Genomic DNA, 25656 nt, shown 5'->3' on the forward strand with positions numbered 1-25656 from the left:
GGCCACCACCTCCTGCTGCACCGGCGACTACCTGCAGCACGACGCCGGCGACGACAAGGCCGTGATCGCGCCGGTGACCTCCGGCAGTTCGGCCACCGTCAAGGGTGACGCCACCTGGACCGTCCGCGCCGGACTGGCCAACGGCAACTGCGTCTCCTTCGAGTCGGCCAACACACCCGGCAAGTACCTCAGGCACTACGCCTTCCAGCTTCACCTCCAGCCCAACGACGGCTCCAGCCAGTTCGCCGCCGATGCCACCTTCTGCCCCAAGCCGGGCAACAGCGGGACGGGCTACTCCCTGCAGTCCTTCAACTACCCGGCCAAGTACATCCGCCACTACAGCTTCACCGGCTACATCGCAAGCAACGGCGGTACCAACACCTGGGACACCACGTCCTCGTGGGCCCAGGACACCAGCTGGCTCGCCGCCTCCCCCTGGAGCTGACGAGCAACCCGCGCCGGGTCCGGTGCCGACGAGAGCCGAATCCGCACCGGACCCGCAGGCGTCAACACAACCCGCTGTTCGCACAGTCGGACACCGTCCGTACAACCGGACACCGGGGTTCGTCGACGCGCACATCACCCACCCTGTGAAGGAGTTCTCTGCATGATCAAGCCACCATGGATCCGCACCGCCAGACGCGCGCTCCTCGCGGCCGGTGCCACCGCCGCGCTCGCCGCCGGCCTGCTCACCGCCACGGCGACCACCTCGCAGGCCGCCACCCAGCAGCCGTGTGACATCTACGCCGCAGGCGGCACCCCCTGCGTCGCCGCACACAGCACCACCCGCGCCCTGTACGCGTCGTACAACGGCCCGCTGTACCAGGTAAAGCGTGCCTCCGACAACGCGACGAAGGACATCGGCCTGCTGAGCGCCGGCGGCTTCGCCAACGCCGCCGCGCAGGACTCCTTCTGCGCGAACACCAGCTGCGTCATCACCGACATCTACGACCAGTCCGGCAAGGGCAACAACCTCACCCAGGCACCCGCGGGCGGAGCCGCCAGCGGCCCGGACAACCTCGCCAACGCCTTCGAGGCGCCGGTCACCGTCGGCGGGCACGAGGCGTACGGCCTCTACGTCGCCCCCGGCACCGGCTACCGCAACGACCACACCAACGGCATCGCCACCGGCGACCAGCCCGAGGGCGAGTACGCGATCTTCGACGGCACCCACTTCAACGGCGGCTGCTGCTTCGACTACGGCAACGCCGAGACCAACGACCACGACACCGGCAACGGCCACATGGAGGCCATCTACTTCGGCAACAACAAGGTCTGGGGCTCCGGCAGCGGCAACGGCCCCTGGATCATGGCCGACCTGGAGAACGGCCTGTTCTCCGGTGTGAACCAGCACCTCAACACGGGCGACCCCACTGTCACCAACCGGTTCCTGACCGCCATGGTCAAGGGCGGCCCGAACCAGTGGGCCATCCGCGGCGGCGACGCCCAGTCGGGCAGTCTGTCCACCTTCTACAACGGCGTGCGCCCCAACGTCTCCGGCTACAACCCGATGCACAAGGAAGGCTCGATCATCCTGGGCATCGGCGGCGACAACAGCAAGGGCGCCCAAGGCACCTTCTACGAAGGCGTCATGACCTCCGGCTACCCCTCGGACGCCACCGAGAACGCCGTACAGGCCAACATCACCGCCGCCGGCTACAACAGCGGCTCGACCAGCACCGGCTCGCTGACCCCCGGCTCCCGGATCTCCCTGCAGGCCACCACCGCCCCCTGCTGCACCAACGACTACCTCCGCCACGACGACGCCGACACCAAGGTCGTCATCTCCAACATCACCTCCTCCAGCTCGGCCACCACCAAGGCCGACGCCACCTGGATCGTCCGCGCCGGCCTCGCCAACAGCTCCTGCCTGTCCTTCGAGTCCGCCAACAACCCCGGCCAGTACCTGCGCCACTCCAACTACGAGCTCTACCTGAACACCGACAACGGCGGCAGCTCCTTCGCCCAGGACGCCACCTTCTGCCCCACCACGGGCAACAGCGGGACCGGCCACTCCTTCCAGTCCGTCAACTTCCCGACGAAGTACATCCGCCACTACAACTTCACGGCCTACATCGCCAGCAACGGCGGCTCCAACACCTGGGACTCCACGTCGTCGTGGGCCCAGGACACCAGTTGGCTCACCGCCTCCCCCTGGAACTGACAGGCAACGGGCCTCTCTGAGCGCCCCCGGCAGCGAGCACGGCAGCCCCGCAATCGCGGGGAGGCTGTGCTCGCTTCCTTCTCATCGTCTGCCAGGCAATCGTCCGAGCAGCCCGCGCGGGCGGTCTGCGAGGCGGTCGGCCGTACGGCGAGGATCGAGCTGAGTACGAGCGGCTCGTCGCCGAGTGGACGCTCGCCATCGCGGCCGAGCACACGCCGCCCGAGATCGTCGAAGCGGCAGGTGGAAATAGGTCCAGCCTTCGCACCTTGACGTTCGTCAATGCGAGAGGCGTGCCGCGGGAGGAGCGACCGAATTGATTACCCGCGCTTCTGGCGCTTCCAGGGCCCGGTGATCGCCAGCATGATCCCCGGCTCCTGGATGTTGGCGAACAGCGTGCTTCCGTCGGGCGAGAAGGTGACTCCCGTGAACTCGCTGTACTCCGGCTCGTCTTCGGTGCCGATGTTCAGTTCGTTGCGGGCGATCGGGTACGTGCGGCCGCTGTCCGTCGCGCCGAACAGGTGCTGGAGGCCCTCGCCGTCCTCGGCGATGACGAGGCCGCCGTACGGGGAGACCGTGATGTTGTCCGGGCCGTCGAAGTGGCCCTCGGCGGAGGGGTCGGGGTTGACGCCGAGCAGGACCTTCAGGGTCAGGGTGCGGCGCTTGGGGTCGTAGAACCAGACGGCGCCGTCGTGCCGGACGGGGCTCTCGTCACGGGCGTAGGAGGAGACGATGTAGGCGCCGCCGTCGCCCCACCACATGCCTTCGAGCTTGCGGGCGCGGGTGACCTGGCCGGTGGTGAACTGCTTGCGGACGGAGGTCGTCCGCGCGTCGCGGTCCGGCACGTCGACCCAGTCGACGCCGTACACGGTGCCGGTCTTCGTGGCGCGGGAGAGGTCGTCGACGAACTTGCCGCCGGAGTCGAAGCACTTGAATGCCTGGAGGACGCCGGCGTCGTCGGCGAGGGTGCGGAGCTTGCCGCGGCCGTGGCAGAAGCCCTCCGGCGGGGTCCACCGGTAGAGCAGGCCGTTGGGGGTCGCCGCGTCCTCCGTCAGGTAGAGGTGGCCGCGCCTGGGGTCGACCACGACCGCCTCGTGGGCGTAACGGCCCAGCGCCTTGATGGGCTTGGGATCGCGGTTGGCACGGCGGTCGGACGGGTCGACCTCGAAGACGTAGCCGTGGTCCTTGGTCATGCCGTTCTGGCCGGCCTTGTCCTCGGTCTCCTCGCAGGTGAGCCAGGTACCCCAAGGGGTGTTGCCGCCCGCGCAGTTGGTGGAGGTGCCGGCGATGCCGACCCACTCGGCGACGTGGTCGCGGCGGACCTCGACGACCGTGCAGCCGCCCGAAGCAGCCGGGTCGTAGACGAGGCCCTCGGTGAGCGGGACCGGGTGCGGCCAGTCGGCGCGGGGGCCCTTCAGCTCGTGGTTGTTGACGAGGAGCGTGGCGCCGCGGGGACCGGCGAAGGTGGAGGTGCCGTCGTGGTTGGAGGGGGTGAACTCGCCCGACTCCAGCTTGGTCCGGCCGCTGTAGGTGATGATCCGGTACTTGAAGCCGGCGGGGAGGGCGAGGATGCCGTCCGGGTCGGGGAGCAGCGGGCCGTAGCCGACGCCGCCGTGTTCGGCCGCCGACTCCCCGCCTGCCTCGTCGGTGTCCGTGGACGCAAGGGCGTTCGGGGCGGTGGCGAGGGCGCCGACGCTGCCCGCCAGCGCGACACCGGCACCGGTGATCGCGGATGTTCTGGCGAAGTCCCTGCGGGTGAGCGACATGGTGTCTCCTGTGACGGTGGGTGTGCCGTGGAGGGTGGCGGACCTCGGGTCGGCGACACCGTCCCGCCCACGCCTGAACGGGAGTTGAACACCGGGCGACACCGACGGACACACTTCCATGAATCCGTACGCCCAAGACCACGGAACTCAAAAAACCCTTGCGCCCAGGTAATTGGTCGGACGAATCTTCGTAAAGAAGGTCGAATGACGCTTATCCTCGCCAATCTCATGATCTAGGGCAGGACACCGTGACCGGCGGTGTCCACGGCAATAGACACCCAGTTGCCTGGAGAACCCGGGGGAGGCGAGCCGAAGTGGACGCAGGTCGTGCACGCAGCCTCCATGAGGGCCGGCTGATGCGCCTGCCCAATGTGACGGGGGTCGGGACCGGGAAGGACGAGGCCACGGGCCGGGACGTCATCATCGTCTTCGTGACCCGCGAGGTGCCCCGGGACCGGCTCAGGGACGAGGACGTGGTTCCGGAGGAACTCGAGGGCGTACCCGTGCGCGTGCTCGCGATCGGCGAGGTCTCCGCGCAGGAGTAGCACCGCCCTGTCGGGCCCCGGAACCGCGACGACACCGGGGAAGTAGGTGGTCTGGCCGTGACGAGCCAGTCCGAACTGATGCGAGGACCCACCGGCGGACAGCTCAGGGACAGTTCACGGCAGCAGGCGCTGTCGGACTTCCTGCGCCGCGAGCAGCCGCTGGCGAACGTCGTGGGCTTCGGCCACGGCGTGAAGTGGAGCGGGGGCGAACCGACCGGCCAGGAGGCCGTGCTGGTGTTCGTGACGCAGAAGGTTCCGGAGTCGATGCTGCCGGAGCGGGACGTGGTGCCGTACCGGATGGACGACGGGACGCCCACGGACGTGGTGGCGGTCGGCCATGTGGCCGCGCAGCGCCAGCAGCGGCAGGCGGGCTCGCGCCGTGACGAGCGGCGCGGTGCCGCGTACGGCCCGGACGGCGGCGTGGAGGAGCAACTGGCGCGGCTGACCCAGCCGTTGCTGGAGGAGTTCAGCGGTGCTCCGGCCGCGTTCGAGCCGCAGATCCTCAAGCGCCGTATGCGGCCGTGCCCTTCGGGCTTCTCGGTGGGCAACGTCCGGGTGACGGCGGGCACGCTGGGCAGCGTGGTGTACGACTTCCTGCCGGGCGCGACGGTCAACCCGCCGGGGCCCGGCCTCGGCACGCCCGCGAAGTTCTACGTCCTGTCCAACAACCATGTGCTGGCGGACTCCAACCGGGCACAGCTGGGCAGCCCGATCGTGCAGCCGGGCGTCTTCGACGGCGGTACGGACCCGGCGGACCGGATCGCGACGCTGGACCGCTTCATCACGATCCAGTTCGCGCCGCAGATCCCCCTGGACCGGCAGAACAACGTGGTGGACTGTGCGCTCGGCGCGGTGGAGTTCCAGGACGCCACCCGTGAGCAGTACTTCAGCGGGGCCCCGCGCGCCTGGCGGCGGAAGGCCAATGTCGCGGTCGGCGACCTGGTGAAGAAGACCGGCCGGACGACCAACATCAGCTTCGGCCGGATCATGGCGGTCGACGCGACGATCGACGTCAACTACGGGACGGCCGGCACGGCCCGCTTCAAGGACCAGATCCTCACGACGAACATCTCGGCGGGCGGCGACTCGGGCTCCCTGGTCACCTCGCTGGACAACGTCGCGCTGGGCCTGCTCTTCGCGGGTTCGTCCACCGTCACGATCGCCAACCACGTCGAGAACGTCCGCGCGCTGCTGCGCATCGAGGTCGCCGAGCAGCTGGCCTGACGGTCGATCGATTTCCGTACGAGGGGAGGCCAATCCCATGACCACACAGGCACGCAGGCAGAGGACCGCGGCGTCGGCGGAGCACCGGTTCCACAACGCTCAGGGCGCCGAGGTCAAGACACGCGACGAGGCGTTCGCGGGGCAGCAGGAGGTGTCGCCGGAGGCGGTGTCCACCACGGCGAAGCTGGAGCTGCACAACGGGGCGACGGTGACCTGGGAGCTGGAGGTGCAGTACAACCCGAACACCCACCCGTACGTCGTTCTCGGCGGCCAGATCACGGGCACCATCGCCGGTCCTCCGTGGAACATCACGGGCGGCTTCATCGGCGACACGCTCCGCCTGGACGCCAAGCGGCACGACGGCACCGCGACGGTGACCATCGTGGGCGAGTACCAGAACCCGCCGGCGTACCGGGGGACGTACGGCTTCAACGGGGCGACGTCTTCGTTCAAGCACACGACGGTCTATCACTGCTAGGCCGCGCCCTGAAGGGGCGCCGGGGAACTGCGCGATCAGCCACGACGATGCCGCAGGCGACCGACGGCTGATCGCGCAGATCCCAGCGGACTTCAACGAGGCCGCTCAACCACCTTGCTGGGACCGCGCCTTGAAGGCCGCCTTCCGTGCTTCCTTGGCGATCCGCTTGTCCGGATGCAACCGCCCCATCGCCTCCAGCACGTCCGCCGTGGCAGGGTGATCCACCCGCCAGGCCGCCGCGAAGAAGCCGCCGTGCTGGGCGGCCAACCCTTGCACCAGCGCCCGCAACTCCTCGGAGTTGCCCTCCGCGGCCAGCTGCGCGGCAATCGTGTCGATGGTCAGCCAGAAGATCATCGCCTCGGAGGGGGCGGGCACGTCCGGGGCTCCGTGCTCGCTCAGCCAGACCCGGGCGAGCCCGCCCAGCTCCGGGTCGTCGAGGACTTCGCGCAGTGCGGGTTCGGCCTCGGTGCCGACGAGGGACAGCGCCTGCTGGCAGCGCAGCCGGCGCAGGGGCGCACCGGCGTCCGCGCCACGCGCCGCGGCCAGCAACTCCCGTGCGGCGGCAAGGGGTTCGCGGCGGGCCAGCCACTGTTCGGTCTCGGCCTGGGCCGCGGTCGGCGGGAACGTCGCCGTCCCGTCGAGCAGCACGTCGGCGCCCTTGTCCACGAGGTCACCGACCGCGGGCGCGGTGAGGCCGGCCTCCAGCAGGCGTGCCCGCAGCCCGTACAGCCCGAGGGGAGTCAGCCGCACCATGCCGTAGCGCGAGACGTCGGTGTCGTCGGCCCGTGCGGCGGGTTCCGCGACAGCGTCATCGGGCTCCGCCATCAGCGCCTCGTCGACCGGCTGGTACTCGACGAGCCCCACCGGCTCCAGCAGCCGGAACTGGTCGTCGAGCCGCATCATCGCGTCGGAGACCTGCTCCAGGACGTCGTTGGTGGGCTCCCCCATGTCGCTGGGCACGATCATCGACGCGGCGAGGGCGGGAAGTGGGACGGGTCCGTCGCCGGGTCCGTCCTCGCTGACGGTGAGCAGGTACAGGTTGCCGAGGACGCCGTCGAGGAAGTCGGCCTCCGCCTCCGGGTCCCACTCCAGCCGGGAGAAGTCGATCTCACCGGTCTCGTCGAGGGCGCCTTCGAGGTCGTCCAGGTCGGGGACGCTCGCGTCGGCTAGCACCGTCTCCAGGGCCTCCTGCCACACGGCCAGCACCTCGTGCGGAGAGCCCTGGGTGAGCAGCGCCAGGTCCGGCCCGGCGGCGACGGTGCCCTCGTCCTCGTCCTCGGAGTCGACGATCTCGACGAGCCCGGTGTCCACGGCGACCCGCCAGGCCTCGCTCGCGAAGGCCGCGGCGTCGTCCCCGCTCAGCCCGAGCAGCTCGGCCGCGGCCGGCAGCTGCTCCTCGACGAGGCCGCCCCCGGCGTCGATGCGCGTGTCCGGCCCGGCCCAGCGGGCGAGCCGCGCGGCCCGGGAGAGCAGCGGCGTGGCCAACGCGTCCCGCGCCAGCTCCGCTTCGGGATGCAGCCGCACCGGCGGCAGGGGGGAGCTGTCTGACATCGGCTGGTTCTCCTCGGGCGTGTCGTACCACTCAAACGCTCAGCCTAGACGGATTTCCACCCATGCCGCCCGGTTCATCTCCCGGCCCCCGTCCGTACATGGCCGAAACCTTGACAACTGGCGTGAGTACGCAGGAGATTGACGCGCGTAGAAACGAAGCGGACACATGTTCACTGTATTTTCTACGCGCGTCGCCACCGCCCCACAGGTAGCGGCCTCCGACCGTCCCACGCACCACCCTCGTCCCGGCGCCCACGCACGTCCCCGGAGGGATCCCGTTGCCCAGCAAGTCTTCCGCGCGTCTCGCCGCGCTCACTGTCGCCGCCGTCTGTTCCGCGGCGTCCGCCGTAGCGCTGACCTCGCCCGCGCACGCCGACTCCGTGCGCATCCATGACATCCAGGGCAGTACGCGCATTTCTTCGTACGCCGGCCAGAAGGTCACGGACGTGGCCGGAATTGTCACCGGCGTGCGCACCTACGGCTCCTCCAGAGGTTTCTGGATCCAGGATCCGAACCCGGACGACAACCCGGCCACCAGTGAGGGCATATTCGTCTTCACCAGCTCCACCCCGAAGGTCGCCGTCGGTGACTCCGTGACGGTCACCGGCACGGTCTCCGAGTACGTGCCGGGCGGTGCCTCGTCCGGCAACCAGTCGGTCACCGAGATCACCAAGCCGACGGTCACCACCGTCTCCACCGGCAACGCGGTACCGGCCCCGACGGTGATCGACGCGAAGTCGGTACCCGCGCGCTACGCCCCGGCGGGCGACACCGCGGCGAGCGGCTCCATCAACGGCCTGACGCTGCAGCCGTCGACGTACGCCCTGGACTACTACGAGTCCCTGGAGGGCATGAACGTCCAGGTCGCCGACGCCCGCGTGGTGACGGCCACCGACCCGTACTCCGAGCTGTGGGTCACCGTGAAGGCACACGAGCACCGCACCCCCAGCGGCGGCACGCTCTACGGCTCCTACGACTCGCAGAACACCGGCCGGCTGCAGATCCAGTCGCTGGGTGCGACGGCCGACTTCCCGAAGGCGAACGTCGGCGACATGCTGACCGGTACCACGGCCGGCCCGCTGGACTTCAACCAGTTCGGCGGCTACACCCTGGTCGCGAACCAGCTTGGCACGTTGAAGAGCGGCGGTCTGCAGCGCGAGACGACGAAGAAGCAGTCGCGCGGCGAGCTGGCGGTCGCCACCTACAACGTCGAGAACCTCGACCCGTCCGACAAGACCTTCGACGCGCACGCCGCCGCGATCGTGAACAACCTGCAGTCGCCCGACATCGTGTCCCTGGAGGAGATCCAGGACAACAACGGAGCGACGGACGACGGCACGGTCGCCGCCGACGTGACGGTGAACAAGCTGATCGACGCGATCGTCGCGGCGGGCGGCCCGAAGTACGACTGGCGCTCGATCAACCCGGTCAACGACCAGGACGGCGGCGAGCCCGGCGGCAACATCCGCCAGGTGTTCCTCTTCAACCCGGAGCGGGTGTCCTTCGTGGACCGCGCGGGCGGCGACTCCACCACCGCGGTGGGCGTCACCAAGGTGCACGGCAAGGCGCAGCTCACGGCCTCCCCCGGCCGCATCGACCCGGCGGACGACGCCTGGAAGTCCAGCCGCAAGCCGCTGGCCGGCGAGTTCGTCTTCCGCGGCCGCACGGTCTTCGTGATCGCCAACCACCTGAACTCCAAGGGCGGCGACCAGGGGCTGACCGCGCAGTACCAGCCGCCGGTGCGCAGCTCGGAGACCCAGCGCCACGCCCAGGCGACGCTGGTCAACGCGTTCGTCAAGAGCATCCTGGACGTCCAGAAGAACGCGGACGTCATCGCGCTCGGCGACATGAACGACTTCGAGTTCTCCGACACCGCCAAGATCCTGGAGGGTCACGGCGAGCTCTGGTCGGCGATCAAGTCGCTGCCGAAGAGCGAGCGTTACACCTACGACTACCAGGGCAACCAGCAGGTTCTGGACCAGATCCTGATCAGCCCGTCGATCCGGCGGTCCTGCAAATTCGAGTACGACAGCGTGCACGTCAACTCGGAGTTCAACGACCAGATCAGCGACCACGACCCGCAGGTGCTGCGCTTCCGCCCGTAACGGGGCGGCCCTGCTCAGGACTGGCTGAACACGCCGTTCAGCCAGTCCTGCCAGGCGGCTTCGCACTCCTTGATGTCGGCGTCCGGGGTGAAGTCGTGCAGGGAGATGCCGACCGGGTGGCCCCAGTGGTTGCGCCCGAAGACGCGGGTGAGGCCGCGGTCCGTGCGCAGCCCGATGAAGTACGGGTTGCGGAAGTCCACCACGGCCTCGAACTCGTCGGGCCCCCGGACCGTCACCCGGGTGCCGGCGGCCACGTCCTCGCCGACACCGAGCGCCCGCCCCACGACGGCGAGGGCGTCGGTGGCCTTCGACGCCTCGGGCCCGTCGAAGCTGGCGAAGGCGGCCGGCCGCGGCGCGAAGTGGACCAGGTACTCGCGCAGGGTGTGCAGATAGAAGTCGGTGTGCTTGGCGGCGCCGTCGTACTGGTTGTCCCAGTCGTCGACGAAGATGCCGCTGTGCACGTACCGCACCCAGGCCCGCCGGCCGTCGTCGCGGGGCTCGACGGTGTAGTCGAGCTGGTTGAGGGTCTGTACGGAGATGCCCTCGACGTCCTCGACGCGGTTGGTGTAGCGGTGCGGCGGGTCCCAGGCCGTGACCTTGGACCCGAAGGGCCCCTTGCCGCCGACCCGGGGCTCCGGCGGCTCCATCGGCCACAGATACCCGCCGGTCCCGGTGGTGATCGCCTTCCACACCTCCTCCGGAGTGGCGTCGACCTCGAACTCTCTGGCGATCTCGAATTCCTTGGGCATGGTGGGCTCCTGACTAGTCCTGCTCGGTTGCCTTGAGGGTGGGATGGACGGCCACGACGATCCGGTGGTCGCGCCCGCCCCCGGCGTCGGGGGCGTCGTACTTGCGGATCAGCGCGGTGACGCCCGCCGTCAACTCCTGGACGAACGCGGCCCGTTCGGCGGCGGAGGCGAAGCACACCTCACCGTCCAGCGCATACGTCGCCAGGCGCTTGCGGGCCTTCGCGGCACCCGTGATCAGCGAGCCGACGTCCCGCACCAGACGGGCACCGAGGGCGAGCAGCCAGCGCGCGGACAGCTGATCCCGGAAACGGTCCGGGTCCGGCTGCACGGCGGCGAGCGCGAGCGGCGAGATGACGTACGACGCCGCGGTCGCCCGCATCAACCGCTCGGTGACATTGCCCTTGCGGCGCTCGCCGGCCAGCTCGACCAGACCGTGCCGCTCCAGGGCCTTCAGGTGGTAGTTCACCTTCTGCCGCGGCAGGCCGACCTGACCGGCCAGCATCGCCGCCGACGCGGGTCCGGCCGCCAGCTCGGCGAGCAGCCTGGCCCTTACGGGGTCCAGGGAGACTGCGGCGGCCTCGGGGTCCTCGATCACGGTGACGTCCAGCATGCGTCCACCCTCCCACCGAAAACTTTTTTTGTCCAGAAGACTTGAGTTTTCGGTGAGAGGGTCAGCGCAGGACGGTGGGAAGGCCAGCGCAGGACGGTGGGAAGGCCAGCGCAGGACGGTGGAAGGGTCAGCACAGGACGGCGGAGCGGGTGTGCCCGATCCGGAGGTGAAGGCTGAGCAGGAGCCTCATTCCGTCACCGCTTGGGGTACCTCCAGCCCACCACCACGACGAAGGCCAGCGCCGCTCCGATGGCCAGCGCGGGCCGCGGATGCCGAACCGCCGCCCTGACGACGGGGCCGGCGGGCCACGGGACGTCGTGTTCCGCCCTGTGCTGCAGCGTGTGTCCCGTCCGGGTGGCCCTGTCCTGGGCGGCGTGGCCCGCGGTCAGCGCTCGGTCGTGCACCTGGTGACCGGTCTTCGTCGCCCTGTCGTGCACCTTGTGGCCCGTTTCCGTGGCCCTGTCGTGCACCATGTGGCCCGTTTCCGTGGCCCTGTCGTGCACCTGGTGACCTGCCTGCGTGGCCCTGTCCTGGACCACGTGGCCGGCGTGCGCGGCCGTGCTGCGCAGTTGCACGGTCATGGCGCCCGCCTTGTCCTTGAGGTCGGCCGCCCGGGCCCGTGCGCGTCCCTTCACATCCATCTTTTCCGCCAACTCCTCCACTGTTCGGCCGAGTTGGCCGCGCGTCTGCTCGATCTGCCGCCTCAGCTCATCGGGCCCCTTGGCGCCGGTCGGCCCTGCCCTGTCGGTCATCGGTGCGCCCTTTCCCTGATCTCCTCGACATCGGCCCGGACGCTGCCCAGGGTCTCCTCGGGCGTGGGCGGCGCGGCGCGGCGCAGCTGGGCGCGGCCGGTCGCAGCCAGCACGGCCGCGATCACGAACAGCACAGCCGTCACGATGAGCGCCGCGGCCCAGACCGGCAGCGTCAGCGAGAGGGCGGCAACGGCCGTTCCGGCCAGGGCGAGCAGGCCGGCGTAGGCGAACGCGCCCGCCGCGCCGAGAAGTCCGCCGCCGCGTCCGGCGCGCCGGCCCTTGGCGGACAGCTCCTCCTTGGCGAGGGCCACTTCCTGCCGCACGAGCAGGGAAAGCTGTTCGGTTGCCTGCCCGACGAGCTCGCCCACCGAGCGGTGCCCGTCGCGCACCGGCTGGGGGTGCATGGTCCCGGTCACGGGGTCGCCTCCTTACGCGTTCCTCTCGGCTTCCTCTCGTTCGGAACACTCCGGGTACCCCCGCCGATCCCCGCTACCCCTGCCGGCCACCGCCCGGACCGCGCTCGCCGAGCCGGCCGAGCTGGGTCTGGAACCAGTCGAGGCGGGCCTGCAACAGGGCTGCCTCGGCGACGAGTTCGGGCACCCCGAGCCCCTCGGGCACCGCGCGGTCCGCCGACGGCAGCGCCGCGCTGCTGCCCGCCACCACCCGCAGCCCCTCCCCGGCCAGCCGCGCGAACGCGGCGAGCGAGACGGACGTACGGCCGCGGACGCAGCCCGCACAGGAGGGCGCCAGCGCGCGCCAGCCGGGCCGGCCCCAGCCCGCGTCGGCCAGGGCGGCGGCTACCGTGCCGCACGCACAGGGGCCGACCGTGACGGTCCGTACCCACTGGCGGGCGTAGCGGAAGCCGCGCTCGAAGCGGATGTAGCGGCCGAGGACCAGGACCTCCAGCAGGACGGCCGCCCGGTGCTCGGCCGTGCACAGCAGCCCCTCTGCCGCCGCACGGTCGTGCACGCAGTGGAAGCCGCAGCCGCAGCGACGGTGTGGTGCCTTGTGGCGCAGCCCGTAGACACAGGACGCGTCGGCCAGGACTCCGTACGGCAGCGGGCCGCCCAGCGACACGCCGGTGAACCCGGCCCGGGTGCCGTCCTGGGACAGCACCGGGTGGGCGATCTTGTATCCGGTCGGCGGCTCCGTAGGGCGTTCCTCCGGAAGCCGCAGTCTCATCGGACCGCCGGAACCTCTCCCGGAACCTCTTCGCGCACGGACGCCTCGACGTCCTGGGGCTCCTCGGGCAGTTCGAGCTCTTCCTCATGGATCCGCGGCTGCTCCTCCGCGACTCCGGTGGCCAGTGCCTTGCCGAGCTTCATGACGCCTCCATGGGCCGATGCCGATGACCGTCACGACCATGCTGACCCATGGCGGGCGAAATGGACATAGGGCCCGGCCAGTCGTCCCATAGCAATGCTTATCAATATCTCGTAGAAGAATTAAGTGGAGCTTCACTGTCGGTCTGCCGAGACTGAGAGCATGACGACTACCGCTCCCTTCGGCCGTGCCCTCTGCGCGATGATCACGCCCTTCACCGAGGAGGGTGCGCTCGATCTCGACGGGGCGCAGCGCCTCGCCGACCACCTGGTCTCCCACGGGTGCGACGGTCTGGTGCTCTCCGGTACGACGGGCGAGTCGCCGACCACCACGGACGCCGAGAAGGCGGCGCTGGTCGAGGCGGTGCGGGAGGCGGTGGGCGACCGGGCGTCGGTCGTGACCGGCGTCGGGACCGCCGACACCCGGCACACGGTGGAGCTCGCCCGGCAGGCCGAAAAGGCGGGTGCGGACGGCGTGTTGGTGGTCAGCCCGTACTACAGCAGGCCCCCGCAGGACGCCCTGGAGGAGCACTTCCGGACGGTCGCGGACGCCTCCGGGCTCCCGGTCGCGCTGTACGACATCCCGGGCCGCACCGGCACCCGTATCGAGTCCGACACGATGATCCGGCTCGCCGAGCACCCCCGGATCGTGGCGGTCAAGGACTGCTCCTACGACCTACTCGCCGCCCAAAAGGTGCTCTCGTGCACGGAGTTGGCGTACTACGCGGGCTGCGACGAACACAACCTCGCGCTGTACGCGGTGGGCGGCGCGGGCTACATCAGCACGGTCGCGAACGTCGTGCCGTCCGAACTCCGTGCGGTGCTGGACGCGTTCGAGGCGGGCGACACCCCCGTGTCCGCCCGCCTCCAGCAACGCGCCACGCCGCTCATCGAGTTGATGATGTCGGCCGGTCTGCCCGGCACCGTCACCACCAAGGCGCTCCTCAACGAACTCGGCCTGCCCGCGGGAACCGTCCGCGCCCCGCTGCGGCCCGCCGGCCGAGAGACGGTCGACGGGCTGCTGGCGGCCTACGAGGAGCTCACGGCCGGCTGACCGGGCGGACCGACCGATCAGCGGTGACCCGTCAGGGCTGGGCGAAGATCGGCTCCCAGCGCCCGGCGGCCCCGTCGTTGCCCTTGCGGAAGCCGCTGAGCGGCACCTCCTTGTTGCTGCCGACGGTGACCAGCACGAGCCGGTTGTGGAACTCGTTCTTGACGTCCTTGTCGATGTCCCAGGCGATGAGCCGGTTGTCGCCGACCCAGGCGAGCAGCTGCTGCCCGCGCACCTTGGTCTTCTTGCCGGTGTAGGCGTCGACGACCCAGGAGGCGGTCTTCCACCCCTCGCCGGCGAAGTCCCCGGCGACCAGCCTGCCGTTCGGCGACTTCCCGGCGTCGACGAACCACTCCAGGTACTTGTCGCCCGCCGGCGCGGAGACCTTCCGGCCCGTGAGGTCCCAGAACTCCTTGCCGATCTCGCCGCTGGGGTTACCGGCCCAGACATGCCCGCCGTCGTCGGTGAGGGCGAAGTCCTGGCGGGAGTTGATCATGCCGACGGAACCGGGACCGCCGCCCGCGTCGACCTGGCTCCACCGCGCCTTCCCGGACGCCACGTCGACGACGTAGAAGCCGGTTCGGTGCGAAGTCGTCCCGTCGGTCACTTCGCCGCCCCCCTTCAGCTTCTTCGGGATGGGCTGGAGGTCCGGGTTCTCGCTGTAGGTGGTCGCGACGAGAGTCCGGCCGTCGCGGGAGAACGCGAGTCCGCCGACCCCGTGGTCGACCTGGACCCACCGCTTCACCTCGCCGGAGGCGAGGTCGAGCAGGCCGATGCGCGAGGCGGGCAGATCACGCTCCAGGACGGCAGCGGTCGTCGAGCCGGGCGCGACGGCGACCCAGGACCACTTCGGGGACCTCTCGTACCTGCCGGTCCTCGGGTTCAGCAGGTAGTAGGTCCGCTGGCTGACGGCGGTGGTCTCGGTCTTCTTGACCGTCTGCGAACTGTAGTACGCGGCCAGGGTCGTTCCCCCGACGGAGATCAGATCGCGCGGCGGCGACTGGTCGGGGTGGGTCTTGGTCTTCTGCTGGTCCACGACGTCCGAGGGACGTACGTCCTTCTTGCCGGAGTCGAGCAGCGGCACCGCGATCCCGACGGCGACCGCGGCCGCAGTGGTGAGGGCGGCGGCCGCGAGCCTGCGCGTACGGCGGCGCCGGCGGACGGCCAGGACACGGTCGGCGAACCCCGCTGCCGCCGGGTGCTGCTCGGCGGCCTGCTCGCGCAGGGCGTCGCGGACGAGTTCGTCGACGTTCACGGACGCACCTCCACGGTTGAGTAGTCACGGGACGGCTGCTCTTCGGCGTCCGCCGGGCCGAGGGCGGCGAGCTCCGGTGCCAGGACGCGCAGACGGGACAGGGATCGGTGGGTGGTGGACCGCACGGTGCCGACGGAACAGCCCAGCAGACGGGCCACGTCGGCCTCCGGCAGGTCCTCGAAGTAGCGCAGCACCAGCACGCTGCGCTGGCGGGCGGTCAGCTTGGCGAGCGCCTCGCGCATCACCACGCGCAGCTCGGCCGCGGCGGCCGTGTCACCGGAGTGCGCGAACCGCCCTCCCCCCTCGGGTGGTTCGGCGACGCTGACCTCCCGTCTGCGCCACTTCAGCCGCCAGCGGCTGACCTGCTGGCGGTACAGGATCCGGCGTACGTACGCTTCGGGCTCGTCGATCCGCTGCCACTTCCCCGCCGCCTTGACGAGCGCGTTCTGCAGCAGGTCCTCGCCGGCGTGCTGATCTCCCCCGCAGAGCAGCACGGCCGTCTTCAGCAGAGCGGACGACCGGCTGTCCACGAACTCGCGGAAGCTGTCCAGCCCTTCGGCATTCATCGTCACCTTCTCTTCCCCGGCGGCTGCCTCTGTGCCCGCCCCTGTGCCCCTTGTGACGCGTGCGGCCGCGCACGGCTATGCCTGCCGGACGAAGAATTTTTCCGTACGTTGTTCCTGTGAGCCGCCCCCTGCTGTTCCTCGACGTCGACGGCCCGCTCAACCCGTGGGCCGCACAACCGGAACGCCGCCCCGAGGGGTATACGACGATCAGGGTGGCCCTGCACCCGGGCCGGCCCCTGCGGGTCTGGCTGAACCCGTCCCACGGCCCGGCACTCCTCTCCCTCGACTACGACCTCTGCTGGGCCACGACCTGGATGGACGCCGCCAACCGCTGGATCGCCCCGGTCGTCGGCCTGCCCGAGCTGCCGTACGTCGACTTCGGCGCGGGCCTCTTCGCCCTGCGCCCGGACGGGGTGCACTGGAAGACGGAGGCGATCGTGGCCTACGCCGAGGGCCGCCCCTTCGCCTGGGTGGACGACGAACAGAGCCCGGCGGACGAGGAGTACGTGTCCGCCCACCACCCGGGCCCCGCGCTCCTGCACCAGGTCAGCCCACGACTCGGCCTGCGCGAGGACGACTTCGCGGCACTTGCGGATTTCGCGGCGGAGGCGCGGAGATGACGAAGCGCCCTCCCGCCTGTCGGCAGGAGGGCGCCCGGGCTGTCGTACCGCTCAGTTGTGGCTGTGCAGGATCTCGTTCAGACCGCCCCAGACCGCGTTGTTCGGGCGGGCCTCGACCGTGCCGGAGACCGAGTTGCGGCGGAAGAGGATGTTGGAGGCGCCGGAGAGTTCACGGGCCTTGACGATCTGCCCGTCGGGCATGGTCACCCGGGTGCCCGCGGTGACGTACAGACCGGCCTCGACGACGCACTCGTCGCCGAGCGCGATACCGACGCCCGCCTCGGCGCCGATCAGGCAGCGCTCGCCGATGGTGATGCGCACGTTGCCGCCGCCCGACAGCGTGCCCATGGTGGAGGCGCCGCCGCCGATGTCGGAGCCGTCGCCGATCACGACACCCGCGGAGATACGGCCCTCGACCATCGACGTGCCGAGCGTGCCGGCGTTGAAGTTGACGAAGCCCTCGTGCATGACGGTGGTGCCCTCGGCGAGGTGCGCACCCAGCCGCACCCGGTCGGCGTCGGCGATACGGACGCCCTTGGGGGCGACGTAGTCCGTCATGCGCGGGAACTTGTCGACGGAGGTCACCTGCAGGTGCAGGCCCTCGGCGCGGGCGTTGAGCCGTACCTTCTCGATCTGGTCGACGGCGACCGGGCCGAGCGAGGTCCAGGCGACGTTGGGGAGGAGGCCGAAGATGCCGTCGAGGCTCTGGCCGTGCGGCTGGACGAGCCGGTGCGAGAGCAGGTGCAGCCGCAGGTAGGCGTCGTGCGTGTCGACCGGCTTCTCGTCGAGCGAGGAGATGACCGTGCGCACCGCGACGACCTCGACGCCCCGCCGGGCGTCCGGACCGATCGCCTTCGCGGCGCCCTCACCGAGCAGCTCCACGGCCTTCTCGGCGGACAGCCGCTCGGTCCCGGCCGGCCCGGCCTCCTCGCTCAGCGCGGGCGCGGGGAACCAGGTGTCGAGAACAGTGCCATCAGCGGCAATCGTGGCGAGCCCGGCGCCCACGGCGCCGGTGGTACGAGGAGCAGTCGTGTCGGTCATGAGGGCAACCTAACCGCCCAGCCCCCACCCAGGCCAACCGATGGTCCCCCCGTCTCAGGTAACGGGCGGGTGCCCCCCACCAGCCCACCCAGCCCGTCCGGCGTGCGAGGACGAGGCCGTTCAGGCCGGAGGGGGGTCTGAGGGCGCAGCCCCAGCGGGCACCCCTCTCAACCAACGGGAATCAGCCCGTCCGGCGTGCGAGGACGAGGCCGTTCAGGCCGATGGGGGGCCTGGGGGCGCAGCCCCCAGCGGGGCCGAAGGGGCAGCGCCCCTGGAACGGGACGGGTAGGGGCGGCGGGGGCGAGAGCCCGCAGCGGCCGCAGGCAAGCGGTCAGCAGCCCGCCCCCCGGCCACCAGCACCGCACCCCCGGCCACCACCCCCAACAAGGCGCACACCGGCCACAGCACCCCCGGCGCCACCGCGTACAGCACCCCACCCAGCGGCGCGGCCAGCACCACCCCGCTGATCGACACCCCGGCATACAACGACTGAAACCGCCCCAGCACATGCTCCGGCGCCTGATCGGCGACATAAGCCGTAGCGGTCGTCTTGTACAACACCTCCCCCAAGGTCAGCAGCCCCATCATCACCACCGCGGCCCCGACCCCGGCACCGACCAACAGCACCCCGTACCCCCCACCGACCAACAACAGCCCGCACCCCACGATCCGCAACGGCGACCGCCGCCGCAGCACCACCGCCACCGGCAGTTCCAGGCACAGCAGCACACCCCCGTTGATCGCGAGGAGCGCCCCGTACACCCGCGCATCCATCCCGTGGCCGGCGAGAAAGACGGGGAACGTGGAGTACTGCTGCCGGTAGACGACATCGACGACCAGGATCGCCGGCAGCAGCACCAGCACCCCGGGCCGAGCCCGAAGTGCCGACCAGACCCCGCCCCGGCCCGCGTGCCCCGCGCTCCCCGCCCGCCCCCGACCGGCGGCCCCCCGCGCCGGCACCACCCGGGCCGTCCAGCCCGCCAGCCCCAGACTCCCGAGCCCCTCCGCGACGTACAGCCAGTCGTACGAGAAACGCGTGGCGACCAGCGCTCCGAGTACGGGCCCCAGCGTGAACCCCCCGTTCGCCGCGGCCCGGACCACGGCGAACGCCTGCCGCCGCGCCCCCTCGGGCACGATGACCGCGACGAGCGCGGAGTTGGCCGCGCGCTGCACCCCGGCCGCGTACTGGGACAGCGGCAGCGCGGCGAACAGCAGCGAGGTCGGCAGCAGCGGTACGGCGGCCAGGACGAGCCCTGACACCGCGGCGCCCGCGAGCAGGACGCGCCGGTGCCCGAAACGGTCGCCGTACCAGCCGCCGGTGAAGTTCCCGGCGACCAGCCCGGCCCCCGCGACACCGCTGAGCAGGCCCGCGTGCCCCGTGCCGAGCCCCCGCGGCCCGGTCAGATACAGGAACGTGTAGGCGAAGCTCACGCTGACGACCATGTTCACGAAGGTCCCGCAGGCCAGCAGCCAGACCGTCCGCGGCACTTCTCGCAGACCTCGCACGTTCCCCCCAGGTGAGTTCCCTTTAGGAACTTACTATGGGGGCATGACAGCCTCAGGTCAACGACGACCTGTGCACGAAGGGACGGGAAGCCATGGCCCGCAGGACGAGCCTGGAGGACGCCACCTGCGCCATCGCACAGGCCCTGGACGTGGTCGGCGACTGGTGGACACTGCTGATCGTCCGCGACACGGCCCGCGGGGTGCACCGCTTCGACGCGCTGCAGGCCGAACTCGGCGTATCCCGAAAGGTGTTGACCGAGCGGTTGCGCCTTCTCGTCGAAGCGGACGTGCTCTCCCGGGTGCCGTACCAGGAGCGCCCCGTCCGCCACGAGTACCGCCTCACCCCGCGCGGCCGGGCCCTGCTCCCCGTCCTGATCGCCCTCCAGGACTGGGGGGACGCCTGGGTCCTGGGCGACGGGAGCACGACGGCCACGACGACGGAGGCCTCCGCGGAGGCCCAGCGCGTGCACGAACTGGTCGGCGACCGGATCCCGGAGCTCCGGCTCCCGGGCCACACGGGCGGCTTGCTGGACCCGGTCGCCGCCGACAGCCCGTACACCGTCCTGTACTGCTTCCCCGGCGCCTACGCCCGCGCCGACGCCTACCCGCCGGGCTGGACGGACATCCCCGGCACACCCGGCTGCACCCTGGAGTCCTGCACCTACCGCGACCGGCTGGCCGAGTTCACGGCCGCGGGGGCGGCCGTGCACGGCGTCTCCACCCAACGCCCGGACGAGCAGCGGGCGTTCGCGGAGAAGGAGGGGCTGCGGTTCCCGTTGCTGTCGGACGCCGGACTGTCGCTCATCGCCGCACTGCGGCTGCCGACGTTCCGCGCGGCGGGGGCCAGCCGGCTGAAGCGGCTCACGCTGGTCGTCGACCGGCAGCGGGTCGTAAGGGAGGTGCACTATCCGGTGACGGACATCGCCGGAAGCGTGGCGGCCGCCTTGGCCACGGTCCGGCGTCTCGGCTCGGCGGACTGACCCCGCGCCCCGCGCTCCCCGTGGGGCAGGCGACCCCGACCTCATCCACCAGCGGCAGGACGTCCCGGCCACCGACCGACGGCGCGGCGAGCGAGACCGTTCCCGTAGTGGGCAATGGCGTCGTCCGCCCCGACGAACCAGTCGAGCCGAGCCGCGGTCGGCGGCTGACGCGGCGGCGGACTCGCGGCCTCCGCGGGCGTGCCCACGGCCCATCCGACCGCACCCAGCACGGGGCGCGCGACCATCCCGCTGCCGGTGCCCCAGGCACAGGACTCGACCCAAACCGCGGCGACCCGATCGGGCCCGGTGCGGGACTGCCAGGAGTGCTGCGCACGAAGCCGGACGGCGCTCTGCGGCACCCCGAGCACGGGCAGCCGTCAGCCGCGACCGCCGGGACTCCGGGCCGCATAGCGGTCGATGCCAGGCGCACACCGGCGGTGGAGCGGAGCGGACAGCTCCGGCCCCTCCAGCGACTGAGCGACGGCTCTCCGTCGCCCTCCGTCCGCGACCTGGACGGCAGTGGGCGAAGCCAGTCGGCCCCGGCTCATGAACCGGGTCGGGGAAGCATCCGTGCCAGCACCCCGCGCGCGTACTCCTCGTCGTAGGGCACCCCCGTCAGCAGCACCTGCAGGCAGATGCCATCCATCAGCGCGACCAGAGCCCGTGCCGTCACCGGGTCGGTGTGCCGGGCGATCTGTTCGGCGACGCCCTCGGCCCATTCTGCGGCGACCGGGCGCAGGGCGGGGCGGCGCAGGGCGGCGAGGTAGAGCTCGTACTCCAGCTCCACGCCGGTGCGGTCGCCCGCGAGCCAATCGCCCAGGCAGCCGGCGAGTTCGGCCGCCAGGTCGGGCCGCGGGTCCTCCAGGCCGCCGCGCGAGGCGACCACCTCGGCGAAGCCCTCGCTCGCCTGCCGCAACGCGGCGACCATCAGCTCGTCGAGGGTCTTGAAGTGGTACGTCGTCGAGCCGAGCGGCACGTCGGCCTCGGCGGCGGCCGAGCGGTGGCTCAGCCCTGTCAGGCCCTTCTCGCCCACCACCCGGATCGCCGCGTCGATGATCCGCTGCCGCCGGTCGGGGTCGTAGCGCCGGGGCATCAGTGCGCGCCTCCCAGGTTGAGCACCACGACCCCGACGATGATCAGCCCGATCCCCACGGCCTTCGGGACGGTCATCCCCTCACCGAGGTAGAGGATGCCGATCGCCACGATGGCCGCGGTGCCGAGGCCGGCCCAGATCGCGTAGGCCGTGCCGACCGACATGCTCTTCAGGGTCTGGGCGAGCAGCCAGAAGGAGACGCCGTATCCGGCGAGTGTCAGCACGGACGGCCACAGCCGGCTGAAGCCGTGGCTGAACTTCATGGCGGTGGTACCGCCCACCTCTGCGGCGATGGCCGCGAGGAGCATCAGGAATGCCATGTGTACGAGCGTACACAATGATGCGTACGGCTGTACACAACGGCACGCCGACGCCGAAGGATGCGGTGTCCGGCATTCCGCATGAGGAGGTTCACCATTCATGGAAATCGCTCACTGAAACGACTCCCCGTGATCCCTCCGCTCCACTAAGGTTTCACCGCTCACTCACCCCACCCTCACCTCACCCCCGGCCGCCGCCTCGGGCGCCGCTGGAGGAACAGCGCATGCCAGAAACCACCCCCGAGCCACCCCGGAACCAGCCATGGGAGAACGGCTGGGTCCCCGACACGTCCCGGGCTCCCGGGACCCGAAGACTCTGGCTGGCCGGCGCGCTGGCCCTGGCGACGATCGTCGCCTGTGCGATGGCGATAGCCGTGATGGACAAGGACTCTGACCGTCCCTCACGGGCCTCCGGGGCCCCCTCGCCCTCGGGCGCGGAGACCTTCCCCGGTCTGATCTCCTTTGCCACCCCGTCCCGGAACGGCGTCACGGCACCCGCGGGAAAGACCGGAGAGAGCGGCCTGTCGTCCGCGCGGACCAGCGCCTCTCCAGCACCCGGCCCGCACGACTCCGCGGCCGGCGGGACCGAGCCGTCCCAGTCGCCCACGTCCCATGCGAGTTCGCCGAGCCACTCGAAACCGTCTGCCACCTACGTGTCCATGCAGTCGGTGAACTACCCCGGCCGCTACTGGCACGTCAGCGGCGACTACGTGAAGCTCGACCCGGTCACCTCGGCCGCTGCACGGCAGGACGCCACCTTCACGGTGGTCAAGGGCCTGGCGGACTCGTCCTGCTACTCCTTCGCCACGTCCGACGGCACCTACCTCCGCCACCGCAACTTCCTCCTGCGCTCCGAACGCAACGACGGTTCCTCCCTGTTCAAACAGGACGCGACCTTCTGCCCGCGGGCGTCCGCGTACTCGGGTGCGGTGATGCTGGAGTCGGTGAACTACCCGGGCCGCTTCCTGCGGCATCAGAACTTCCAGCTGAAGCTGGATCCGTTCCAGAACAGCTCGCTGTATCTGGCGGATTCGGCGTTCCGGTTCGTGGCCGGACTGGCCTGAGGACACGACAAAGGCGACGCCCTCAGGGCGTCGCCGTCGTCTTCAACCGGTGGGTGGAGCTCAGACGTTGAACCCGAGCGCCCGCAGCTGCTCCCGCCCGTCGTCCGTGATCTTGTCGGGGCCCCACGGCGGCATCCAGACCCAGTTGATGCGCAGCTCGCTGACGAGGCCGTCCGTGGCGGACTTGGCCTGGTCCTCGATGACGTCCGTCAGCGGACAGGCCGCCGAGGTCAGGGTCATGTCGAGGGTCGCGATGTTCGCGTCGTCGATGTGGATGCCGTAGATCAGGCCGAGGTTGACGACGTCGATGCCCAACTCGGGGTCGACGACGTCGTACAGCGCCTCACGGACCTCTTCCTCCGAGGCCGGTTTCATCTCAACGGTCTCGCTCATGCCGTCTTCCTTTCGGCGTCGGCTCCGCCCAGGGCCTGGGCCGTCGCGTCCTTCCACGCCATCCAGCTGAGGAGGGCGCACTTGACCCGGGCCGGGTACTTGGAGACACCGGCGAACGCGACCGCGTCCTCCAGCACCTCCTCCATCGCGTCGTCCGGCTCGATCCGGCCCTTGGACTGCATCAGCTCCAGGAAGGTCTCCTGGATCTTCTGGGCGTCCGCCAGGTCCTTGCCGACCAGCAGTTCGTTCAGGACGGAGGCCGAGGCCTGGCTGATCGAGCAGCCCTGGCCCTCGTAACTGACGTCCTCGATCTTCGTGCCGTCGTACTTCACGCGCAGGGTGATCTCGTCGCCGCACGTCGGGTTCACGTGGTGCACCTCGGCGTCGCCATCCCGAAGACCACGCCCGTGCGGGTTCTTGTAGTGGTCCAGGATGACTTCCTGGTACATCGAGTCCAGCTTCACTGTCTCAGCTCACGTCCCTCAGCCGAAGAAGTTCCGTACGTGCTCCAGCCCCTCGACCAGTGCGTCGATCTCGGCCGGCGTGGAGTACAGATAGAACGACGCTCGCGTGGTCGCAGGAATTCCGTAGCGCAGGCACACGGGCCGCGCGCAGTGGTGGCCGACCCGGACCGCGATGCCCTGCTCGTCGAGGACCTGGCCCACGTCGTGCGGGTGGATGTCGCCGAGCGTGAAGGAGATCGCCGCGCCGCGGTCCTCGGCCGTGGTGGGGCCGATGATCCGCAGGTCCGGGACGTCCGACAGGCGCTTGACCGCGTACTCCGTCAGCGCGTGCTCGTGGGCCAGGATCTTGTCCATGCCGATCGAGGAGAGGTAGTCGATCGCCGCGCCCAGCCCGACCGCCTGCGCGATCGGCGGGGTGCCCGCCTCGAACTTGTGCGGGGCGGGAGCGTAGGTCGACGAGTGCATCGACACCGTCTCGATCATCTCGCCGCCGCCCAGGAACGGGGGCAGGTCCTCCAGGAGTTCCTGGCGGCCCCAGAGGACGCCGATGCCGGTCGGGCCGCACATCTTGTGGCCGGTGAAGGCCACGAAGTCGGCCTGCAGCGACTGTACGTCCAGCGGCATGTGCGGGGCGGCCTGCGAGGCGTCGATGCAGACCAGCGCACCGACCTCCTGGGCGCGTCGGACTATCGCCTCGACGGGGTTGACCGTGCCGAGGATGTTCGACACCAGCACGAAGGAGACGATCTTCGTGTTCTCGGTGATGATCTCGTCGATGTTGGAGAGGTCGAGACGGCCGTCGTCCGTCAGGCCGAACCACTTCAGCTTCGCGCCCGTGCGCTGCGAGAGCAGCTGCCAGGGCACGATGTTGGAGTGGTGCTCCATCTCCGTGATGACGATCTCGGTCTCGTGGTCCACGCGGTAGGGCTCGTCGGCCCAGCCCAGCATGTTCGCCACGAGGTTGAGCGACTCGGAGGCGTTCTTGGTGAAGATCACCTCGTCGCGGCTGGGCGCGTTGATGAACGACGCGACCTTGTCCCGCGCGCCCTCGTACAGCGCCGTGGCCTCCTCGGCGAGCACATGCACACCGCGGTGGACGTTGGCGTTGTAGCGCTCGTAGTACTCGTTCAGGGCGTCCAGCACCTGGCGCGGCTTCTGCGAGGTCGCCGCGTTGTCCAGGTACACGAGCTTCTGCCCGTCGTGGACCTGGCGGTCCAGGATGGGGAAGTCCTTGCGGATCGCCTCGGTGTCGAGGAGGCCCGGCAGCAGTGTCACGCGGATGCGCCACCCTTCGTGTATGCCTCGTAGCCCTCGTTCTCCAGCTTGTCGGCGAGCTCGGCGCCGCCGGACTCGACGATGCGACCGCCGGAGAAGACGTGGACGTAGTCGGGCTTGATGTAGCGCAGGATGCGCGTGTAGTGCGTGATCAGCAGGGTGCCGACCTCGCCGGTCTCACGGACGCGGTTGACGCCCTCGGACACGACGCGAAGGGCGTCGACGTCGAGGCCGGAGTCCGTCTCGTCGAGGATCGCGATCTTCGGCTTGAGCAGTTCGAGCTGGAGGATCTCGTGGCGCTTCTTCTCACCGCCGGAGAAGCCCTCGTTGACGTTGCGCTCGGCGAAGGACGGGTCCATGGAGAGGCGCTCCATGGTCTCCTTGACCTCCTTCACCCAAAGACGCAGCTTGGGGGCCTCGCCGCGGATGGCGGTGGCGGAGGTACGGAGGAAGTTCGACACGGAGACGCCGGGAACCTCGACCGGGTACTGCATCGCCAGGAACAGGCCCGCACGCGCGCGCTCGTCGACGGACATCTCCAGGACGTCCTCGCCGTCGAGGGTGACGGTGCCGCCGGTGATCGTGTACTTCGGGTGGCCCGCGAGGGAGTAGGCGAGGGTCGACTTGCCGGAGCCGTTGGGGCCCATGATGGCGTGCGTCTCGCCCTGCTTCACGGTCAGGTCGACGCCCTTGAGGATCTCCTTCGTGGCGTTGTCGGCCTCGACGGTGACGTGCAGGTCGCGGATTTCAAGCGTTGCCATGGAT

At 70.3% G+C, this 25656-nt stretch carries 28 protein-coding genes; 10 read left to right on the plus strand and 18 right to left on the minus strand.

Going from position 1 to position 25656, the window contains the following annotated elements; translation table 11 throughout:
• Nucleotides 1-445, plus strand: a 445-nt coding sequence (locus LJ657_RS09500) for an AbfB domain-containing protein (RefSeq protein WP_232647982.1), incomplete at its 5' end; no start/stop codon positions are given.
• Between the two features lie 162 nt (nucleotides 446-607).
• Nucleotides 608-2164 (plus strand): alpha-L-arabinofuranosidase B, encoded by a 1557-nt coding sequence (locus LJ657_RS09505; RefSeq protein ID WP_232647983.1) that lies wholly within the window; start codon nucleotides 608-610, stop codon nucleotides 2162-2164.
• Nucleotides 2165-2481: 317 nt separating this feature from the next.
• On the opposite strand, the gene LJ657_RS09510 is transcribed toward LJ657_RS09505, so the two are convergent.
• The gene (locus LJ657_RS09510) at nucleotides 2482-3927 is read right to left on the minus strand and encodes an alkaline phosphatase PhoX (RefSeq protein WP_232647984.1); all 1446 of its coding nucleotides are present in this window, start codon (nucleotides 3925-3927) and stop codon (nucleotides 2482-2484) included.
• 314 nt (nucleotides 3928-4241) lie between these two features.
• Between LJ657_RS09510 and LJ657_RS09515 the strand changes: the two genes are divergently transcribed.
• Genes LJ657_RS09515 through LJ657_RS09525 form a run of 3 tightly spaced genes read left to right on the plus strand, consistent with a single transcriptional unit; the run spans nucleotide 4242 to nucleotide 6174 of the window.
• Nucleotides 4242-4472, plus strand: coding sequence for a hypothetical protein (locus LJ657_RS09515; RefSeq protein WP_232647985.1), 231 nt, complete (start codon nucleotides 4242-4244; stop codon nucleotides 4470-4472).
• Between the two features lie 57 nt (nucleotides 4473-4529).
• On the plus strand, nucleotides 4530-5696 hold the full coding sequence (locus LJ657_RS09520; protein ID WP_232647986.1) for a chymotrypsin family serine protease: 1167 nt from the start codon (nucleotides 4530-4532) through the stop codon (nucleotides 5694-5696).
• A 37-nt stretch (nucleotides 5697-5733) separates the two neighbouring features.
• On the plus strand, nucleotides 5734-6174 hold the full coding sequence (locus tag LJ657_RS09525) for a hypothetical protein (RefSeq protein ID WP_232647987.1): 441 nt from the start codon (nucleotides 5734-5736) through the stop codon (nucleotides 6172-6174).
• A 105-nt stretch (nucleotides 6175-6279) separates the two neighbouring features.
• Here LJ657_RS09525 and LJ657_RS09530 read toward each other — a convergent pair whose 3' ends face one another.
• Nucleotides 6280-7725 carry a hypothetical protein gene (locus LJ657_RS09530; RefSeq protein WP_232647988.1) on the minus strand — a complete coding sequence of 482 codons (1446 nt, stop codon included), beginning with the start codon at nucleotides 7723-7725 and terminating at the stop codon, nucleotides 6280-6282.
• 278 nt (nucleotides 7726-8003) lie between these two features.
• On the opposite strand from LJ657_RS09530, the gene LJ657_RS09535 reads away from it, so the two are divergent.
• On the plus strand, nucleotides 8004-9830 hold the full coding sequence (locus tag LJ657_RS09535) for a DUF8508 domain-containing protein (protein WP_232647989.1): 1827 nt from the start codon (nucleotides 8004-8006) through the stop codon (nucleotides 9828-9830).
• A gap of 14 nt (nucleotides 9831-9844) precedes the next feature.
• On the opposite strand, the gene LJ657_RS09540 is transcribed toward LJ657_RS09535, so the two are convergent.
• The 6 genes from LJ657_RS09540 to LJ657_RS09565 form a co-directional block, all read right to left on the minus strand.
• Nucleotides 9845-10579, minus strand: a complete 735-nt coding sequence (locus LJ657_RS09540; RefSeq protein ID WP_232647990.1) for an SRPBCC family protein — start codon at nucleotides 10577-10579, stop codon at nucleotides 9845-9847.
• A 13-nt stretch (nucleotides 10580-10592) separates the two neighbouring features.
• Nucleotides 10593-11189, minus strand: a complete 597-nt coding sequence (locus tag LJ657_RS09545; RefSeq protein ID WP_232647991.1) for an ArsR/SmtB family transcription factor — start codon at nucleotides 11187-11189, stop codon at nucleotides 10593-10595.
• Nucleotides 11190-11383: 194 nt separating this feature from the next.
• A complete protein-coding gene (locus LJ657_RS09550) occupies nucleotides 11384-11941 on the minus strand; it encodes a DUF3618 domain-containing protein (protein ID WP_232647992.1) in 558 nt (185 codons plus the stop codon).
• A complete protein-coding gene (locus LJ657_RS09555) occupies nucleotides 11938-12357 on the minus strand; it encodes a phage holin family protein (protein ID WP_232647993.1) in 420 nt (139 codons plus the stop codon). The genes LJ657_RS09550 and LJ657_RS09555 overlap by 4 nt, the downstream gene beginning before the upstream one ends.
• Before the next feature lie 73 nt (nucleotides 12358-12430).
• The gene (locus LJ657_RS09560) at nucleotides 12431-13123 is read right to left on the minus strand and encodes a hypothetical protein (protein ID WP_232647994.1); all 693 of its coding nucleotides are present in this window, start codon (nucleotides 13121-13123) and stop codon (nucleotides 12431-12433) included.
• Nucleotides 13120-13266 carry a hypothetical protein gene (locus tag LJ657_RS09565; protein WP_232647995.1) on the minus strand — a complete coding sequence of 49 codons (147 nt, stop codon included), beginning with the start codon at nucleotides 13264-13266 and terminating at the stop codon, nucleotides 13120-13122. The genes LJ657_RS09560 and LJ657_RS09565 overlap by 4 nt, the downstream gene beginning before the upstream one ends.
• Nucleotides 13267-13426: 160 nt before the next feature.
• On the opposite strand from LJ657_RS09565, the gene dapA reads away from it, so the two are divergent.
• Nucleotides 13427-14317, plus strand: coding sequence for a 4-hydroxy-tetrahydrodipicolinate synthase (gene dapA, locus LJ657_RS09570; RefSeq protein ID WP_232647996.1), 891 nt, complete (start codon nucleotides 13427-13429; stop codon nucleotides 14315-14317).
• Nucleotides 14318-14348: 31 nt separating this feature from the next.
• On the opposite strand, the gene LJ657_RS09575 is transcribed toward dapA, so the two are convergent.
• Both LJ657_RS09575 and LJ657_RS09580 read right to left on the minus strand, forming a co-directional pair.
• Nucleotides 14349-15569, minus strand: coding sequence for an SMP-30/gluconolactonase/LRE family protein (locus LJ657_RS09575; protein WP_232647997.1), 1221 nt, complete (start codon nucleotides 15567-15569; stop codon nucleotides 14349-14351).
• Nucleotides 15566-16135: a SigE family RNA polymerase sigma factor gene (locus LJ657_RS09580; RefSeq protein ID WP_232647998.1), complete on the minus strand. Its 570-nt coding sequence runs from the start codon at nucleotides 16133-16135 to the stop codon at nucleotides 15566-15568. The genes LJ657_RS09575 and LJ657_RS09580 overlap by 4 nt, the downstream gene beginning before the upstream one ends.
• Before the next feature lie 116 nt (nucleotides 16136-16251).
• On the opposite strand from LJ657_RS09580, the gene LJ657_RS09585 reads away from it, so the two are divergent.
• Nucleotides 16252-16755, plus strand: coding sequence for a hypothetical protein (locus tag LJ657_RS09585; protein ID WP_232647999.1), 504 nt, complete (start codon nucleotides 16252-16254; stop codon nucleotides 16753-16755).
• A gap of 51 nt (nucleotides 16756-16806) precedes the next feature.
• On the opposite strand, the gene dapD is transcribed toward LJ657_RS09585, so the two are convergent.
• The gene (dapD, locus tag LJ657_RS09590) at nucleotides 16807-17796 is read right to left on the minus strand and encodes a 2,3,4,5-tetrahydropyridine-2,6-dicarboxylate N-succinyltransferase (protein ID WP_232648000.1); all 990 of its coding nucleotides are present in this window, start codon (nucleotides 17794-17796) and stop codon (nucleotides 16807-16809) included.
• Nucleotides 17797-18009: 213 nt separating this feature from the next.
• Nucleotides 18010-19302, minus strand: coding sequence for an MFS transporter (locus LJ657_RS09595; protein WP_232648001.1), 1293 nt, complete (start codon nucleotides 19300-19302; stop codon nucleotides 18010-18012).
• A 92-nt stretch (nucleotides 19303-19394) separates the two neighbouring features.
• Between LJ657_RS09595 and LJ657_RS09600 the strand changes: the two genes are divergently transcribed.
• The gene (locus LJ657_RS09600) at nucleotides 19395-20282 is read left to right on the plus strand and encodes a winged helix-turn-helix transcriptional regulator (protein ID WP_232648002.1); all 888 of its coding nucleotides are present in this window, start codon (nucleotides 19395-19397) and stop codon (nucleotides 20280-20282) included.
• A gap of 544 nt (nucleotides 20283-20826) precedes the next feature.
• Here LJ657_RS09600 and LJ657_RS09605 read toward each other — a convergent pair.
• Nucleotides 20827-21375 (minus strand): TetR/AcrR family transcriptional regulator, encoded by a 549-nt coding sequence (locus LJ657_RS09605; protein ID WP_232648003.1) that lies wholly within the window; start codon nucleotides 21373-21375, stop codon nucleotides 20827-20829.
• Nucleotides 21375-21695 (minus strand): DMT family transporter, encoded by a 321-nt coding sequence (locus tag LJ657_RS09610; protein ID WP_232648004.1) that lies wholly within the window; start codon nucleotides 21693-21695, stop codon nucleotides 21375-21377. The genes LJ657_RS09605 and LJ657_RS09610 overlap by 1 nt, the downstream gene beginning before the upstream one ends.
• A gap of 224 nt (nucleotides 21696-21919) precedes the next feature.
• Here LJ657_RS09610 and LJ657_RS09615 point away from each other — a divergent pair, with 224 nt between their 5' ends.
• Nucleotides 21920-22759, plus strand: coding sequence for an AbfB domain-containing protein (locus tag LJ657_RS09615; protein WP_232648005.1), 840 nt, complete (start codon nucleotides 21920-21922; stop codon nucleotides 22757-22759).
• Between the two features lie 60 nt (nucleotides 22760-22819).
• Here the strand turns inward: LJ657_RS09615 and LJ657_RS09620 are convergent, their stop codons facing one another.
• Genes LJ657_RS09620 through sufC form a run of 4 tightly spaced genes read right to left on the minus strand, consistent with a single transcriptional unit; the run spans nucleotide 22820 to nucleotide 25652 of the window.
• Nucleotides 22820-23152, minus strand: coding sequence for a metal-sulfur cluster assembly factor (locus LJ657_RS09620; RefSeq protein ID WP_028809645.1), 333 nt, complete (start codon nucleotides 23150-23152; stop codon nucleotides 22820-22822).
• Nucleotides 23149-23616 carry a Fe-S cluster assembly sulfur transfer protein SufU gene (gene sufU, locus LJ657_RS09625; RefSeq protein WP_030933411.1) on the minus strand — a complete coding sequence of 156 codons (468 nt, stop codon included), beginning with the start codon at nucleotides 23614-23616 and terminating at the stop codon, nucleotides 23149-23151. The genes LJ657_RS09620 and sufU overlap by 4 nt, the downstream gene beginning before the upstream one ends.
• Nucleotides 23617-23634: 18 nt before the next feature.
• The gene (locus LJ657_RS09630) at nucleotides 23635-24891 is read right to left on the minus strand and encodes a cysteine desulfurase (protein ID WP_232648006.1); all 1257 of its coding nucleotides are present in this window, start codon (nucleotides 24889-24891) and stop codon (nucleotides 23635-23637) included.
• Nucleotides 24888-25652 carry a Fe-S cluster assembly ATPase SufC gene (gene sufC / locus LJ657_RS09635; protein WP_232648007.1) on the minus strand — a complete coding sequence of 255 codons (765 nt, stop codon included), beginning with the start codon at nucleotides 25650-25652 and terminating at the stop codon, nucleotides 24888-24890. The genes LJ657_RS09630 and sufC overlap by 4 nt, the downstream gene beginning before the upstream one ends.
• Nucleotides 25653-25656: the final 4 nt, after the last annotated feature.

It is taken from the genome of Streptomyces guryensis (assembly GCF_021261325.1).
Taxonomy (GTDB): Bacteria; Actinomycetota; Actinomycetes; order Streptomycetales; family Streptomycetaceae; genus Streptomyces; species Streptomyces guryensis.

What these genes read in the sequence shown, in the direction of transcription:
- LJ657_RS09565 (WP_232647995.1), bottom strand. Translation starts at nt 13,266, where the DNA reads ATGAAGCTCGGCAAGGCACTGGCCACCGGAGTCGCGGAGGAGCAGCCG.
- dapD (WP_232648000.1), bottom strand. Translation starts at nt 17,796, where the DNA reads ATGACCGACACGACTGCTCCTCGTACCACCGGCGCCGTGGGCGCCGGG.
- LJ657_RS09620 (WP_028809645.1), bottom strand. Translation starts at nt 23,152, where the DNA reads ATGAGCGAGACCGTTGAGATGAAACCGGCCTCGGAGGAAGAGGTCCGT.
- LJ657_RS09510 (WP_232647984.1), bottom strand. Translation starts at nt 3,927, where the DNA reads ATGTCGCTCACCCGCAGGGACTTCGCCAGAACATCCGCGATCACCGGT.
- dapA (WP_232647996.1), top strand. Translation starts at nt 13,427, where the DNA reads ATGACGACTACCGCTCCCTTCGGCCGTGCCCTCTGCGCGATGATCACG.
- LJ657_RS09530 (WP_232647988.1), bottom strand. Translation starts at nt 7,725, where the DNA reads ATGTCAGACAGCTCCCCCCTGCCGCCGGTGCGGCTGCATCCCGAAGCG.
- LJ657_RS09615 (WP_232648005.1), top strand. Translation starts at nt 21,920, where the DNA reads ATGCCAGAAACCACCCCCGAGCCACCCCGGAACCAGCCATGGGAGAAC.
- sufC (WP_232648007.1), bottom strand. Translation starts at nt 25,652, where the DNA reads ATGGCAACGCTTGAAATCCGCGACCTGCACGTCACCGTCGAGGCCGAC.
- LJ657_RS09505 (WP_232647983.1), top strand. Translation starts at nt 608, where the DNA reads ATGATCAAGCCACCATGGATCCGCACCGCCAGACGCGCGCTCCTCGCG.
- LJ657_RS09550 (WP_232647992.1), bottom strand. Translation starts at nt 11,941, where the DNA reads ATGACCGACAGGGCAGGGCCGACCGGCGCCAAGGGGCCCGATGAGCTG.
- LJ657_RS09560 (WP_232647994.1), bottom strand. Translation starts at nt 13,123, where the DNA reads ATGAGACTGCGGCTTCCGGAGGAACGCCCTACGGAGCCGCCGACCGGA.
- LJ657_RS09525 (WP_232647987.1), top strand. Translation starts at nt 5,734, where the DNA reads ATGACCACACAGGCACGCAGGCAGAGGACCGCGGCGTCGGCGGAGCAC.
- LJ657_RS09600 (WP_232648002.1), top strand. Translation starts at nt 19,395, where the DNA reads ATGGCCCGCAGGACGAGCCTGGAGGACGCCACCTGCGCCATCGCACAG.
- LJ657_RS09545 (WP_232647991.1), bottom strand. Translation starts at nt 11,189, where the DNA reads ATGCTGGACGTCACCGTGATCGAGGACCCCGAGGCCGCCGCAGTCTCC.
- LJ657_RS09605 (WP_232648003.1), bottom strand. Translation starts at nt 21,375, where the DNA reads ATGCCCCGGCGCTACGACCCCGACCGGCGGCAGCGGATCATCGACGCG.
- LJ657_RS09610 (WP_232648004.1), bottom strand. Translation starts at nt 21,695, where the DNA reads ATGGCATTCCTGATGCTCCTCGCGGCCATCGCCGCAGAGGTGGGCGGT.
- LJ657_RS09540 (WP_232647990.1), bottom strand. Translation starts at nt 10,579, where the DNA reads ATGCCCAAGGAATTCGAGATCGCCAGAGAGTTCGAGGTCGACGCCACT.
- LJ657_RS09580 (WP_232647998.1), bottom strand. Translation starts at nt 16,135, where the DNA reads ATGAATGCCGAAGGGCTGGACAGCTTCCGCGAGTTCGTGGACAGCCGG.